Source organism: Streptomyces sp. Je 1-332, assembly GCF_040730185.1.
Classification (GTDB): domain Bacteria; phylum Actinomycetota; class Actinomycetes; order Streptomycetales; family Streptomycetaceae; genus Streptomyces.
Map to the genome: position 1 here is coordinate 3,280,431 of NZ_CP160402.1, position 14,087 is coordinate 3,294,517.

Sequence of the window (14,087 nt, forward strand, 5' to 3'; positions counted from 1 at the left end):
CTGCCCCACGGCCCCCGAAGGCCTACTTCTGCAGCACCTTCAGATCCTGTTTCGCCTCCGGTACCGACACCATGCCCCGGTCGTCCGGCAGGGTCTGGACGGTGAACATCGGGACGCCGTCCTCCGGGTCCTCCAGCATGCGCGAGGCGTAGACGCCCTCCCCCGAGCCCTCCGACGCCGGTTCCACCGTGAGCGCGTACGTGCCCTTGAGGCCGGCCGGGACGGGGGCCTTGATGCCCAGGGTCGTGCCGCCCTTGACCGTGTAGGTCTTGCTCGTCGACGAGCCGCCCTCGCTGCCGTCCGACGCCGTGACCCGCACCTTCCCGGTCTTGCCGGGGGCCACGAGTGACAGCGTGGAGCCCTTGGCACGGTTGTCGGCCACCGTCGCGCGCGTGCCGATCGCGTTCGTGGCCGGGATGAACGCCGTCTCCTGGTCGGCGCCCTTGCCCCGGGTCACGCGCAGGGCCGCCACCACGGGCACCGCGTCCTCGGTCGGCGTCAGGATCAGCGAGCCCGCCTCGCCCTTGGTGACGTCGCCGAGGTCGACGGCGGTCGTCATGCCGGACTTCACGTGCAGGTTCGCGTGGCCTGCCGGGCTGATCGAGCCGCTGGGCGCGGCCAGTTGAACCTTCAGGTCGGCGTCCTCGACGCCGGGCGCGAAGGCGACCAGACGGGCCGACGTGGCGTCCTTGGGGATGCCCGGCAGGACGAGGCGGCTCGCGGGGTCGGCCGACGCGGGCAGCCAGTCGCCGCCGAGCTTGTCGTCCGACGACTGCACGGCGGCCGCGACCCGGCCGCTGCGCGCGGTCACATGCATCGTGAGGTTGGTCTGCTCCTTGGGCGAGAGCGTGGACAGCAGGACCGGGACGCTGGAGTGCGGCTGGACCTGGATCGCCTCCCCCACCTCGGTCTTGAGGGCGCCGTCCTTGCCGTACAGCTCGATGTCGACGACGGCCGCCGAGTCGTCCGGGTTGGTCAGGTGGACGTAGTCGCTGCGGTCCTCGGCGGTGCTCGCGCCCGGGAACCAGAAGTCCGTGTCGGGCGCCGTGCAGTTGGCGCCCTGGAGGCCGCGGCCGCTGCCCACGGCGTACTTGGTGGTCTGCTGGACGGTCCACCCCGGGGCCAGCTTGCCGTCGGCGGTGCCGAGGAGCGCCGGAGACTCTCCCCCGGACTCCTGCCCGGTGACGGGCTTGCCCGGTGCCTTCGAGGTCAGGAAGGGCTTGTCGTCGTCCTTCTTCGGCTCCCTGGCGGAGCCCTCCGGTGTGACCTTCAGCGCCCTGGTGGCGGGCAGCAGCTCCGCCTTGCCGGATGGGGCGGAGGCCCCGCCCTTGGGCGTGAACGCCGTGTACGAGGTCTCGGCGAGGTCGGACGCGCTGGGCACCGGGCAGAGCAGGCTGCTGCGCTCGACGGGCAGCCGCGCGGCCGCCTTCGCGCCGTCATCGCCGCTGCCGTCGGGCGCGCTGGCCGCGGCGAACCCGGTGACGGCGGCGAGCGCGGCCACCGCGGCGATCAGGGACTGGGTCGTGCGGTTCACTGCTGGCTCCCGTCGGGGCGCTCACTGTCGGTGCCGTGCGGCGGCTGCGGAGGCTGGGGCGGCATCGGGGGCTGCTGCCCGTACGCGGCGTCGTACGACTGCCCGTACTGCTCGCCGCCTCCCTGTGCGCCTCCGTAGGCGTACGGGTCGTACTGGCCGCCCTGGTACGGGTCCTGATAGGCGGTCTGGTCGTACGAGCCGGCCGGGTACTGCGCGTCCTGGTACTGCTGCTCGCCCTGGTAGGTGCCGTAGTCGGCGCCCTGATGGACGGGGGACTGCCATTCCTCGTACGACTGCGACTGCTGCCCGGGCACCGCGGCGAAGGCCTCCTCCTGCGGAGGAGGCGGGGGCGTACCGGCGTCTTCCTGTCCGGCGACTCCCTGCGCGGCGTCCTGTTCGGCCTGGGCGGCCCGCAGCCTGCGGGCCCTGCGGCCCTCGCCCTCGACCGGCTGCGCGGGGATGACCGGCTCGTCCGGGAGGTCGTCGTCCACGTGACGGCGACGTCCGGGAAGGGCGAGCACCACCAGGACCACGGCGAGCGCGCCCTGGACCCACAGCCATGCCGTGTGGCCCGCGGGCGTTTCGTGGGTGACGTCCAGGCGGCCGCCGGACGCGGGCAGGTCGAAGCCCTGCGCCCAGCCGTCCAGGGTGGTCCTGGTCAGCGGTCGGCCGTCCAGGGTCGCGGTCCAGCCCTCGTCGGCGGCGTCGGCGAGCCGCAGGGTGCGGCCCTCGTCGCCGGCGGGGATGTTCGTGTGCAGCTCCACGGGGCCCGCGGCGACCGGCAGGGGGTCGCCGGACTCGGGGACGATCGCGGCGCGCGCGACCTGCCGGTCCACGCGCCACAGGGCGCTGCCGTCCTCCTGGCTGAGCCGGGTGAGGCCGGGGGTGGAGTCCAGGGTGCGGCTCATCTGGCGGGGCGCGCCGTCCCGTACGAGGACGTAGCGCACGGCGAAGCCGCCGAGCTGGTCGGCCTGGTCGGCGCCGGAGCCCGCGAGGAGCCGGGCCACGATCTTGTCCAGGCGTTCGTTCGAGCCGCCCGCGTCGGCGAGTTCGGCGTCTCCGAGCCGGGCACCCGAGCCGCGGACGAGGGTGTACGACACCTGGGCGGCGGACTCGCTGTCCAGGACGAGCGTGCGGGCCTGGTCCTGCGTGCCGCTCTCCTCGGCGACGAACGCGGGCACCTGCACCGGGTCGCGCCGCTCCAGGGGGCCGTCGGCGCCACGGATCATCCACCCGGCGGCGACGAGCAGCGGCCCGGCGGCCGCCGCGAAGGCGATGAGGACGGCGACCGGCTGGCGCCAGCCGAAGCTCTGCTCGGCGACACGCGTGCGTGCCCCGTCGGCTCCGAGCGCGGCGGCGGCGAGGAGCGCGATGCCGTACGCGAGAGTCGCGGGGCCCGCCCACGCCGAGCCGTTCGAGAGCGCGGCGAAGACCAGCGAGACCAGTGCGACGATCCAGGCGGTGCGGACGGCGAGCTGCCGCTCCGTACGCAGGAGCGCGGCGAGCGCGGCGAGCACGATGCCGATGAGCAGCAGCCCGTCCACGGTGCCGGGGCCGCCGGGGCTGCCGCCGAGCAGGTCGAGCCCGGTCGCGGAACCGACGCCGAACGCCAGTCCCGCCTCACCGAAGAAGCCGAAGGGCAGCAGCGAGAGCGACCAGGGCGCGAGCATCAGGAGCGGGGTGCCGAGCGCGGCGAGGAAGCGCAGGCCGTACGCCGTGATGTCACCCCTGCGCACCACGAGGAGCGCGAGGCCGAGCACCAGGGCGATCGGCCACACGATCGGCGTGAAGGCGGTGGTGATCGTCAGGAGCAGGGCGAACGCCCAACTGGCGCGCCAGCTCCCGCGTGTGCCCTCCGGCAGGGTGAGGCCGCTCGCGGCGATGCCCGCGCGGGCCATGAGCGGCAGCAGGATCGCGAGGACGGCGGTGCCGACGTGCCCGCCCGCGAGCGCGCCCGTGGCGGCCGGCAGGAAGGCGTAGGCGACCGAGGCCCAGGCGCGCAGCAGGCGCGACTCGACAAGCGGGCGTGAGGCGAAGTAGGCGGCGAATCCGGCCAGCGGCACCGAGCCGACGAGGAGCACCGTGACCGCGAGGCCTGTGGACCCGAACAGCAGGCTGCTGAGGCCCGCGACGAGCGCGAGGTAGGGCGGCGCCGACCCCGTGCCGCCGGTCCCGACGGGGTGCCAGGCGTCGAGGTAGCGCGCCCAGAGGGCCGATGAGTCGCCGGGAGCGGGCAGCAGCGCGCCGCCTGCGAGCGCACCGCTGCCGAGGAGTTCGCGGCAGGCGATGAGCGAGGCGAAGAGGAGCACCACGAAGAGCATCGGGCCCGGCTTGCGGGCGAGACGCTTGAGGCGGGCGAACTGCTCGACCTGGAGGAAGTCCGCGTCGTCCCCGCCGGGGCCTGTCTCGACGGCTCCGTGCCGCCCCGCGCCGGTGACGGCCTCGGGGTCGGAGCGGCCGACGATGTTGCCAGCCACCTGTTCGACGGTGGCGCGCACGGTGGCGCCCGGCGGCGGGAAGAGCGGCCGCATCTCGGCCGGTTCGAGCGCCGACTTGCCGCGCTTCTTGCGGGCGGCAGCGATCCGTCCGGGCCGCAGCAGTGTCCCGAGGAGTCCGGCGACCTCATCGACGGCCTGGCCCGGGACCTTGCCGACGAGATACGCGACGGTGCGCAGCAGGGTGCCGATGACGAGCCGCAGGAGCACCCAGGGCAGCACGGCCGTACGGGCGTTGACGAGGAGGGTGTAGACGGCGCCCGCCTTGTCCACGCGGTGCGGCGACGTCGCCGTACGCCCGACGCAGTCGACGGTGCGGCGCTCGCGCGAGGAGGCCTCCGCGTGCCGGACGACGGCTTCGGGGGCGATAAGGACGCGGTGCCCCGCGTTCTGGGCGCGCCAGCACAGGTCGACGTCGTCCCGCATGAGCGGCAGGCGCCGGTCGAAACCGCCGAGTTCTTCGAAGACGTCACGCCGGATCAGCATGCCCGCGGTGGACACGGAGAGCACGGGCCGTACGTGGTCGTGCTGGCCCTGGTCCTGTTCGCGGCGGTCGATGCCGGTCCAGCGGCGGCCGCTGTTGGCGATGGAGACGCCGACTTCCAGGAGCTGGCGGCGGTCGTACCAACCGCGCAGCTTGGGGCCGACGATCGCGACGTCCTTGCCGACCTCGCGTTCGTTCTCCACGACACGGAGCAGTTCGGCGAGGGCGCCGGGTTCGGGTGCGCAGTCGTCGTGCAGCAGCCACAGCCACTGCTCGGGCTCGCCGTGCGGCAACTCCGGGAGGTCGTAGGCCTCGTCGCGCCAGGTCCGGCTGACCGGGTCCCAGCCGCTGGGGCGCTTCAGGTAGGGCAGCTCTTCGGGGGTCAGCACGCCGGCGGTGCGGTTCGCCTCGTCGACGGCGGTGCCGAAGCCGGAGCGCCGGGCCAGGTGCAGGACGCGGTCGGGGCCGAGTGCCTCGGTGACCAGGCGGGCGGAGTCGTCCGCGCTGCCGGTGTCCGCGGCCACGGCGTTCTGCACCGGGCGCTCCTGGCCGAGCAGGCCGGCGAGGGCGTCGGGCAGCCAGCGGGCGCCGTCGTGGGAGACGATCACGGCGGTGACTACGTGCCGCGGGAACTCAGGTGCGGCAGCGGGGTCGTGGTGACTGGCTGCCGAATGGCTGTGCACGGACATCGAGGTACGGGCCCCGGTTCGATGGACTGTGGTGGACGCCTGCGCTTCATGGGGGCGCCGGGGCGTCTCGGACGGGGCCCCACACTAACGGCTGACATCACGACAGCCCGCCGCCTGTGGATAACCCACGGGCGACGGGCTGTTCCTTACGTAGGGGTGTGTGGCGTTTGGTCGGGCGAACCAGCTGGTGTTCAGACGGCGGCCTTCTTCAGACGGCGGCGTTCCCGCTCCGAAAGACCGCCCCAGATACCGAACCGCTCGTCGTTCGCCAGTGCGTACTCAAGGCATTCCGAACGAACCTCACAGGCGAGGCAGACCTTCTTGGCCTCTCGCGTGGAGCCGCCCTTCTCGGGGAAGAAGGACTCGGGATCGGTCTGGGCGCACAGCGCGCGCTCCTGCCAGCCGAGTTCCTCGTCCGCGTCCTCGACCAGCAGTTCCTGAACCAGCTCGGTCATGTGCGCCCCTCGTCTGTCTGTGCGTCCCCGTCGTGCTTGCCGTTACCGATTTCGGTTGAACGACACGAGTGAAATTACAAGTGTGCCGATCCGGGCCAGTCAAGCCGAGATCTGCTATTGGGCCCCTTATTCACCCTGCGGAACCAAGGTAATGCGGAAAGTGTTCAAATCGGCATAAACCATGACACTTGCCTGTGGCCCATCCCGAGGCATCCCGAGACCGCCTTCACCTGGGAAGGACGTCACGGAGATCGATCCCGTTGCGACCGGTGCACCGAAGCGAAGGGGATCACATTCGGGTCACGGGAGCACGCCGGGGTTTACGCGCCGGTTGATGCGCCATGTGTCCGGTCCACTCGGTGCACAAACCTTTCACCGCGGAGAACAACCGGATGAGGTGAAACATATCCCACATAACGGACATAGAGTTGACAGGGAAGGTGTGAGCCGCTGTTCTAGTGGGCATGCTCGCAAACTTGGCACTCTCGACGACCCGCACCAGCGGGCTCCTCGGTGCTGTCCACGCGCGCTGTCGCTGTTCCTGCTCCAGCTGTTGAGCCTCCCCGCTTCCAGCTGTTGAGCCCGCTCCGGTGCTTCACCGCCCGAGCCGCCTCACCCTCCCTCGCGACACCCCAGCACTCACGTTGAGGAACCACCGCACCATGAACAGCGACAGCGACCTCCAGATCGCCGGCGACATCCTCGAAGTCACCCACCTCCTGCAGCCCGCCCGCGAGCACCCGGCCACCGTGGCCGAGTTCGTCGGCCTCGCCCGCACCATCGCGGCCGACCGCGCCCAATGGGCCCACCTCGTCGAGTACGACGCGACGAGCCGGTGGTACCACCGCCTGCGCACCGGCCCTGGATACGAGGTCTGGCTGCTCTCCTGGGTCCCCGGACAGGGCAGCGGACGGCACGACCACGGCCGCTCCAGCGGCGTACTCACCGTCCTCGACGGCGAACTGACGGAGCGTACGGAGCGCGGACAGCGCGCGCTCGGCGCCGGGGCACAGCGCGTCTTCGCGCCCGGGTACGTCCACGACGTCGTCAACGACTCCCTGGAACCGGCCGTCAGCCTGCACATCTACTACCCCGGCCTGACGGACATGCCGATGCACGCGGCGCAGTGCGGCGTACGGGCCACCGCTCCGGCGGCCGGAGATGTCGTAACCGCCTGACGCGCTGTCGTACCTGCCTGACATGCTTGGCCCATGCGCATTGTGGTCCTGGCCGGCGGTATCGGCGGCGCCCGTTTCCTCCGCGGGCTCAAGAAAGCCGCGCCTGACGCGGACATCACCGTCATCGGCAACACCGGTGACGACATCCACCTGTTCGGCCTCAAGGTCTGCCCCGACCTCGACACCGTGATGTACACCCTCGGCGGCGGCATCAACGAGGAGCAGGGCTGGGGGCGTACGGACGAGACGTTCAAGGTCAAGGAAGAACTCGCCGCGTACGGCGTCGGGCCCGAGTGGTTCGGGCTCGGCGACCGGGACTTCGCCACGCACATCGTGCGCACGCAGATGATGGCCGCCGGTTTCCCGCTCAGCGCGGTGACGCAAGCGCTCTGCGAGCGCTGGCAGCCCGGCGTGCGGCTCATCCCGATGTCGGACGACCGCATCGAGACGCATGTCGCCGTCACCGTCGACGGCGAGCAGAAGGCCGTGCACTTCCAGGAGTACTGGGTGCGGCTTCGGGCGTCCGTGGACGCGCACGCCGTCGTACCGGTCGGGGCGGACCAGGCGAAGCCCGCGCCCGGCGTCCTGGAGGCGATCGCCGATGCGGACGTCGTGCTCTTCCCGCCGTCCAACCCCGTGGTGAGCGTCGGCACGATCCTCGCCGTGCCGGGCATCCGCGAGGCCATCGCCGACGCGGGCGTGCCCGTCGTCGGGCTCTCCCCCATCGTCGGGGACGCGCCCGTGCGGGGCATGGCCGACAAGGTGCTGGCCGCGGTGGGCGTGGAGTCCAATGCCGCCGCGGTCGCCGAGCACTACGGAAGCGGGCTGCTCGACGGGTGGCTCGTCGACACCGTGGACGCCGGGGTCGTGGACCGGGTCGAGTCGGCGGGCGTCCGGTGCCGGGCGATCCCGCTGATGATGAGTGACATCGACGCGACCGCCGAGATGGCGCGCGCGGCGCTCGCCCTCGCGGAGGAGGTGCGGGCGTGAGCTCTCCCGAAGCCGCCGCCGGGTCCTCGCCGTCGTACCGCGTGTGGGCCGTCCCCGGGCTGCCCGAGGTGCGGCACGGGGACGACCTCGCCAAGCTGATCGCTGCGGCCGAGCCGGAGCTCGTCGACGGGGACGTGCTCCTCGTCACCTCGAAGATCGTCAGCAAGGCCGAGGGGCGGATCGTCGGGGCGAGTGACCGCGAGGCGGCCATCGACGCCGAGACCGTACGGGTCGTGGCGCGACGCGGGACCCTCCGCATCGTCGAGAACCGGCAGGGCCTCGTGATGGCCGCGGCCGGTGTCGACGCCTCCAACACGCCCGCCGGGACGGTGCTGTTGCTGCCCGAGGACGCCGACGCGTCGGCGCGTGCGGTGCGGGAGGGGCTGCGGGACGCCTTGGGCGTGGACGTCGGCGTCGTCGTCACGGACACCTTCGGGCGTCCCTGGCGCAACGGCCTGACGGACGTCGCCATCGGGGCGGCGGGTGTGCGGGTCCTCGACGATCTGCGGGGCGGCGTCGACGCGTACGGCAATCCGCTGAGCGCGACGGTCGTCGCCACCGCGGACGAGCTGGCCGCCGCGGGCGATCTGGTCAAGGGGAAGGCGGGTGGGCTGCCGGTCGCGGTGGTCCGCGGGCTGCCGCACGTCGTCGGGGAGAGCGGTGGGTCCGATGCAGGGGCCCGGGTCATGGTGCGCGACTCCCGTGACGACATGTTCCGGCTCGGTACGTCGGAGGCCGTACGGGAAGCGGTGACGCAGCGGCGGACCGTGCGGGAGTTCACGGACGAGCCGGTGGACCCCGGGGCGGTGCGGCGGGCCGTGGCGGCCGCGGTGACCGCGCCCGCGCCGCATCACACGACGCCGTGGCGGTTCGTGCTCCTCGAGTCCGAGGACTCGCGCGTGCGGCTGCTCGACGCGATGCGGGACGCTTGGGTCGCGGACCTGGAGGGGGACGGGAAGTCTTCGGAGTCCATCGCCAAGCGGGTGCGGCGGGGGGATGTGCTGCGCAGGGCGCCTTATCTGGTGGTGCCCTGTCTGGTGATGGACGGCTCCCATACATACGGGGACGCGCGGCGGGACGCGGCCGAGCGGGAGATGTTCGTGGTCGCGGCCGGGGCCGGGGTGCAGAACTTCCTCGTCGCGCTTGCCGGTGAGCGCCTTGGCTCCGCCTGGGTCTCCTCGACGATGTTCTGCCGGGATGTCGTACGGGACGTTCTCGGGCTTCCGGGGTCGTGGGACCCGATGGGGGCGGTGGCTGTGGGGCATGCGGCGGGTGAGCCTGCGGCTCGGGCTGGGCGGGATGTGGGGGGCTTCATCGCGGTGCGGTGACTCGCCTCGCCCCTGGGCGTTGGGCGTTGGGCGTTGGGCGCTGCGGGACTGCGGGGGCTCATTTCGGGTGCGGGTTCGTGGGGGCTGGTCGCGCAGTTCCCCGCGCCCCTGACGGGGCCCGCACGTCCTCGATACAGCCGCGGGTCCGTCGTGGTTGCTCGCGCCGTTCCCCGCGCCCCTTACGGGGCCCGCGGGTCCGTCGTGGTTGCTCGCGGCGTTCCCCGCGCCCCTGACGGGGCTTGTCAGAGTAGGGCGATGTCCGTCTTTGGCATTTTGGGTTTTCTGCGGGCCGGGGTGCGGCCGCTCAGGAGGATGAGGCGGGCCGCTCGGTGGCGTTGGCCCTCGTAGGGGGTCAGGAGGCGCAGCATTTCCTCGTCGTCCGCCTCTCGGTTGTCCGCGAGGGCGAAGCCGACGATGCCCGGCAGGTGCAGATCGCCGACCGTGACCGCGTCCGGGGCGCCGTTGCTGCGCTGGACCGTCTCCGCCGACGTCCACGGGCCGATACCCGGGATCAGTTCCAGGCGGGCCTGCGCCTTGAGGGGCTCCATCGCCGCCGCCTCCTCCAGGCGCGCCGCCACTCGCGCCGCCCGCAGGATCGTCGACGCGCGCTTGTTGTCCACGCCCGCCTTGTGCCACTCCCAGGACGGGATCGAGGTCCATGTCCTCGGGTCCGGCATGACGTGCATACGGAGCTGGGCTGGGACGGGGCCGGGTGCCGGTTCGCCGTACTTGCGCACCAGGAGGCGCCATGCGCGGTACGCCTCGTCCGTCGTGACCTTCTGTTCCAGGATCGACGGGATCAGGGACTCCATCACCAGGCCCGTACGGATCAGGCGCAGGCCCGGTCTGCGGTGCGCCGTCGCCGCGAGGAGGCGGTGGCGGGGGGTGAAGTCCTCCGGGGCGTCCGACTCACCGAGGAGGTCCGGGAGTTGGTCCAGGAGCCAGGTCGCTCCCGGGCCCCAGGCCTGGGCCTCCACGGTGTCTCCGCGGAGGGCCACTCTGAGTGTTCCGGGGCCCTCGGGGGTGCGGCTTGCTCGCCAGGCTTCGCCGGTCGGCGTCGTACGGAACGTGGGGTCCGCGGGGCCCCTTCGGAGCGGGCCTACCGTCAGTCCCAGGTTCAGGGGGTAGGGCGGGGTCCAGGTGCGGGTTCTGGCCGTGGTGGCCTGGCGGGGCATGCCTGCCTGGCCCACCGCCTGGGGGATCGCCGTTTCGCCGCCGCGCACTGTGGTGCGGGTGGGGGTGACGCGGGGGGCGAAACGGGATGACATCTGTACGAGGGTAGGGGCTTTTTTGTCCCCTACCCCGCCCCTTCCCGAAAACCCGCTGGCGCGGGGGCCTTGGTGGACCTCATCACCGGCTTCGCCGAGTTCGTCCTCAAACGCCGGACGGGCTGAAGGATCACCGGACGGGCTGGGAGGAGCGAAGCTCCTCTACTGGTCCGACGAGAACCTGACCGACCCCGCCGGCAGCCCCGCCCCGCACCACACCCGTACGCCCTCGCGCAGTTCGTTGTCGGCGCCGACGTCCGCTCCGTCGCCGATCACCGCTCCCGCGAGGACCGTGCGTGCGCCCACCCGCGCGCCCGCGCCGATCAGCGAGTCCGTGACGATCGCGTTCGGTTCGATGATCGCGCCCGCGAGGACCGTGCTGCCGTCCACCCGTGCGCCCCCGCCGATCACCGCGTGCTCGCCGACCACCGTGCCGCCGGTGAGCTTCGCGTCCGGCGCGACCGTGGCGGTCGGCAGGACCAGGCGGTCGCCGCAGCGGCCGGGGATCGCGGGGGACGGGGCGCGGCCAAGGACCAGGTCCGCCGAGCCGCGCACGAAGGCCTGGGGCGTGCCCAGGTCCAGCCAGTACGTCGAGTCGACCATCCCCTGGAGGTGGGCTCCGGAGGCCAGGAGGTCAGGGAACGTCTCGCGCTCGACCGAGACGGGGCGGCCCACGGGGATGGTGTCGATGACCGAGCGGCGGAACACGTACGCGCCCGCGTTGATCTGGTCGGTGACGATCTCCTCGGGGGTCTGCGGCTTCTCCAGGAAGGCCTGCACCCTGCCCGTCGCGTCGGTCGGGACGAGGCCGTACGCGCGGGGGTCGGTGACCTTCGTGAGGTGCAGGGAGACGTCCGCCCCCGACTCCTCGTGCGTCGAGACCAGGGCGCGGATGTCCAGGCCCGTGAGGATGTCGCCGTTGAAGATCAGGACCGGCTCGTCGGGTCCCGAGTGGAGGCGCGAGGCCACGTTGCGGATCGCGCCGCCCGTGCCGAGGGGCTCGGTCTCCGTGACGTACTCGATGTGGAGACCGAGCGCCGAGCCGTCCCCGAAGTACGGCTCGAAGACCTCGGCGAGGTAGGAGGTCGCCAGGACGATGTGCTCCACGCCTGCCGCGCGGGCCCGCGCCAGCTGGTGGGTGAGGAACGGGACGCCCGCCGCCGGAACCATCGGTTTGGGGGTGTGCACCGTGAGCGGACGCAGCCGTGTTCCCTTGCCGCCGACCAGGAGGATCGCTTCTGTCACCTGTCGTCTCTGCTTCCTGCTGGGGCCGGCCGAACTTTGGGTTGCGGCCGGCCAGTGTATGCAGATGGCCGTGCAGATCGTGCAGTGCGCCGTGCGGGTCGTGCGGTGTGCTCCGTGGTACGGGACCGGCCTCAGCGGCCCTGGTGACGGGCCGAGTCGGAACGGGCCTTGCCCAGCTTCTTGTACAGGCGCAGGCCCGGGCATTCCGTGGCGAATCCGTCACGGTGCCCGGAGATCACGTTGAGCCGGACGTTGCTGCCTTTCTTGTACTTGTTTCCTCCACCGGACCGCAGATATGTCTTCCCGCTCGGGTTCGCGCCGTGCAGGCCGAGCTTCCACGCCGTCAGCCGGGCGATGGCGCTCACGGCGGCGGACGGCGGGTTGGTGGAGCCGAAGCTGCCGAGGACGGCGACCCCCGTGGTGTTGCTGTTGAAACCGAGAGTGTGGGCCCCGAGGACGGGCTTGGCCACACCTCCGGCACGTCCTTCGTAGATGTTTCCGCACTTGTCGACCGCGAAGTTGTAGCCGATGTCACGCCAGCCGCTGCTCTTGACGTGGAAGCGGTAGATGCTGCGCAGGAGGGAGGGCGCCTGCGAGCAGCGGTAGTTGTTGCCGGACGCGCTGTGGTGCACGAAGGCGGCCTTGACGGTCTTCGTGTAGCCGAAGTTCTTCTCGCGGATCTTCTCGTCCGCGCCCCAGCCCTTGCGCGTGATGATGCGCGGCCGGGGGCCGATGTGGGGTTTGACCTTCCCGGCGTCCTCCGGGCCGCCGCGGGCCTCGACGAGGTCGGACTCCGTCTCCTCCTTGCTGAGCGCCGGGATGACGGAGGCGCCCAGCGGGGCGAGGTCGGCGTTGACCGCGGAGGACGCGGCGGCCTCGGCGGTCAGGGCCGGGGAGCGGGGGCCTTCGGGCGCGGAGCCCTGCGGCGGGGGCTCGGCGCCGGGGTCGACGAGTTCGAGCCGCAGGCCCTCCGGGAGGGCGCGCTCCACGGGGGACTCCGTGGCGCCGCGGTGCTCTCCGCGGGCTTGCGCCGCCTCGCCCCGTACGCGGATCTCGACCCCGTCCGAGTCGCCGACCCACAGGGGCGCCGTGGAGCCGCGGACCCTGCCCGTGGCCCGCTCCGGGTCGTCCGGGTCGGCGGCGTGCTCGTGGTTGTGGGTCTCCACGGGCTGCCAGCCGGACCAGTTGCTGGTGCCGCTCGCCCGCGTGCGGACCTGGACGCTGCCGTTCAGCTCGTCGTCCGGGTCGTCCCAGATGACACCCACGAGGGAGAACGGGCGGACCTCTCGCTGGAGCAGGCCCTGTTCGGCGGCCTCGCCGCCGGGCGAGCGGTCGGAGCCGAGCGGGGTGAGCGGGAGTGACTGGGTGCTGCCCGGCACCGATACCGCCAAGGGCCCGGCAGGCGACTGAGGGGCCGGAGTCGCGGCGCGGGCACCGGACGACGGCAGGGTGAGGGGAAGGGCCAGGGCGGCCGCGCACGTGACGCCGATCGAGGAAGCTAGAAATCCACGCATACGACTGATAGTTGGCATAGCGCGACAATTCTGTCCATTGGGGAATTGACGGTCCGTCGGTTCGTGTCCGCCGAACCGGTGGCCCGCACTCCCTGCGCCACGCCCCGGGCATCAGGGCACGCGCGTACCCTTGCGCCCGTGAACGCCACCGACCGCACCCCTGCCGACCTGCTGCGATCCGCGCTCGCCGCGGACCCGGGCCGCCCGCTCATCACCTTCTACGACGACGCCACGGGCGAGCGCGTCGAATTGTCCGTGGCCACCTTCGCCAATTGGGTGGCCAAGACCGCCAATCTGCTCCAGGACGATCTCGCCGCCCAGCCCGGCGACCGGCTCGCGCTGCTGCTGCCCGCGCACTGGCAGACGGCGGTCTGGCTGCTCGCCTGTTCGTCCGTCGGCGTCGTCGCGGACGTGGGCGGCGACCCCGCCGGCGCCGACCTCGTGGTCAGCGGGCCCGATGTGCTGGACGCGGCCAGGGCCTGTTCCGGGGAGCGGGTCGCGCTCGCGCTGCGGCCGCTCGGCGGGCGCTTCCCGCAGACCCCCGATGGCTTCGTGGACTACGCGGTCGAGGTGCCGAGCCAGGGCGACCGCTTCGCGCCGTACGCCCCCGTGGACCCGGACGAGCCCGCCCTCACCGTCGCCGGGGCCGGCGAGCTGACGGGTGCGGAGCTGGTGGAGCGGGCTCGTGCCGATGCCGCCAGCCTTGGGCTCGACGCCGGCTCCCGGCTCCTTTCAGGGCTGTCGTACGAGACGTGGCAGGGCCTGAGCTCCGGGCTGTACGCCCCGCTGGCGGCGGGCGGCTCCGTGGTGCTCTGCCGTCACCTCGACCAGCTCGCCGACGGCGGGCTCGACAAGCGCGTCGAGGACGAGCGGGTCACCGCCACCGCGACATAGCGCCCCCTTGCCG

The 14,087-nt window shown here is 72.4% G+C and carries 10 protein-coding genes; 4 read left to right on the plus strand and 6 right to left on the minus strand.

Annotated elements, in window-relative coordinates; all coding sequences use genetic code 11:
• Nucleotides 1–22: 22 nt before the first annotated feature.
• From ABXJ52_RS14765 to ABXJ52_RS14775, 3 genes are all read right to left on the minus strand, one after another.
• Nucleotides 23–1,534, minus strand: coding sequence for a DUF5719 family protein (locus ABXJ52_RS14765; RefSeq protein WP_367042555.1), 1,512 nt, complete (start codon nucleotides 1,532–1,534; stop codon nucleotides 23–25).
• Nucleotides 1,531–5,202, minus strand: a complete 3,672-nt coding sequence (locus ABXJ52_RS14770) for a glycosyltransferase family 2 protein (protein WP_367042557.1) — start codon at nucleotides 5,200–5,202, stop codon at nucleotides 1,531–1,533. Before ABXJ52_RS14770 ends, ABXJ52_RS14765 begins: the two co-directional genes overlap by 4 nt.
• Nucleotides 5,203–5,393: 191 nt before the next feature.
• Nucleotides 5,394–5,657, minus strand: coding sequence for a WhiB family transcriptional regulator (locus ABXJ52_RS14775; RefSeq protein WP_016642094.1), 264 nt, complete (start codon nucleotides 5,655–5,657; stop codon nucleotides 5,394–5,396).
• Between the two features lie 662 nt (nucleotides 5,658–6,319).
• Between ABXJ52_RS14775 and ABXJ52_RS14780 the strand changes: the two genes are divergently transcribed.
• The 3 genes from ABXJ52_RS14780 to ABXJ52_RS14790 are packed head-to-tail and all read left to right on the plus strand — an operon-like array spanning nucleotide 6,320 to nucleotide 9,153.
• Nucleotides 6,320–6,835, plus strand: a complete 516-nt coding sequence (locus ABXJ52_RS14780; protein WP_367042559.1) for a cysteine dioxygenase family protein — start codon at nucleotides 6,320–6,322, stop codon at nucleotides 6,833–6,835.
• A 33-nt stretch (nucleotides 6,836–6,868) separates the two neighbouring features.
• Entirely contained in the window at nucleotides 6,869–7,825 is a 957-nt protein-coding gene (cofD, locus tag ABXJ52_RS14785) for a 2-phospho-L-lactate transferase (RefSeq protein ID WP_367042561.1), read from the plus strand.
• Entirely contained in the window at nucleotides 7,822–9,153 is a 1,332-nt protein-coding gene (locus tag ABXJ52_RS14790) for a coenzyme F420-0:L-glutamate ligase (RefSeq protein WP_367042563.1), read from the plus strand. Before cofD ends, ABXJ52_RS14790 begins: the two co-directional genes overlap by 4 nt.
• A 242-nt stretch (nucleotides 9,154–9,395) precedes the next feature.
• Here the strand turns inward: ABXJ52_RS14790 and ABXJ52_RS14795 are convergent, their stop codons facing one another.
• The 3 genes from ABXJ52_RS14795 to ABXJ52_RS14805 form a co-directional block, all read right to left on the minus strand.
• Nucleotides 9,396–10,421 (minus strand): DNA-3-methyladenine glycosylase 2 family protein, encoded by a 1,026-nt coding sequence (locus ABXJ52_RS14795; RefSeq protein ID WP_367042564.1) that lies wholly within the window; start codon nucleotides 10,419–10,421, stop codon nucleotides 9,396–9,398.
• Nucleotides 10,422–10,583: 162 nt separating this feature from the next.
• A complete protein-coding gene (locus ABXJ52_RS14800; RefSeq protein ID WP_367042566.1) occupies nucleotides 10,584–11,666 on the minus strand; it encodes an NDP-sugar synthase in 1,083 nt (360 codons plus the stop codon).
• Nucleotides 11,667–11,797: 131 nt separating this feature from the next.
• Nucleotides 11,798–13,180 (minus strand): N-acetylmuramoyl-L-alanine amidase, encoded by a 1,383-nt coding sequence (locus ABXJ52_RS14805; protein WP_367042568.1) that lies wholly within the window; start codon nucleotides 13,178–13,180, stop codon nucleotides 11,798–11,800.
• A 138-nt stretch (nucleotides 13,181–13,318) separates the two neighbouring features.
• On the opposite strand from ABXJ52_RS14805, the gene ABXJ52_RS14810 reads away from it, so the two are divergent.
• Nucleotides 13,319–14,074 (plus strand): TIGR03089 family protein, encoded by a 756-nt coding sequence (locus tag ABXJ52_RS14810; RefSeq protein ID WP_367042570.1) that lies wholly within the window; start codon nucleotides 13,319–13,321, stop codon nucleotides 14,072–14,074.
• Nucleotides 14,075–14,087: the final 13 nt, after the last annotated feature.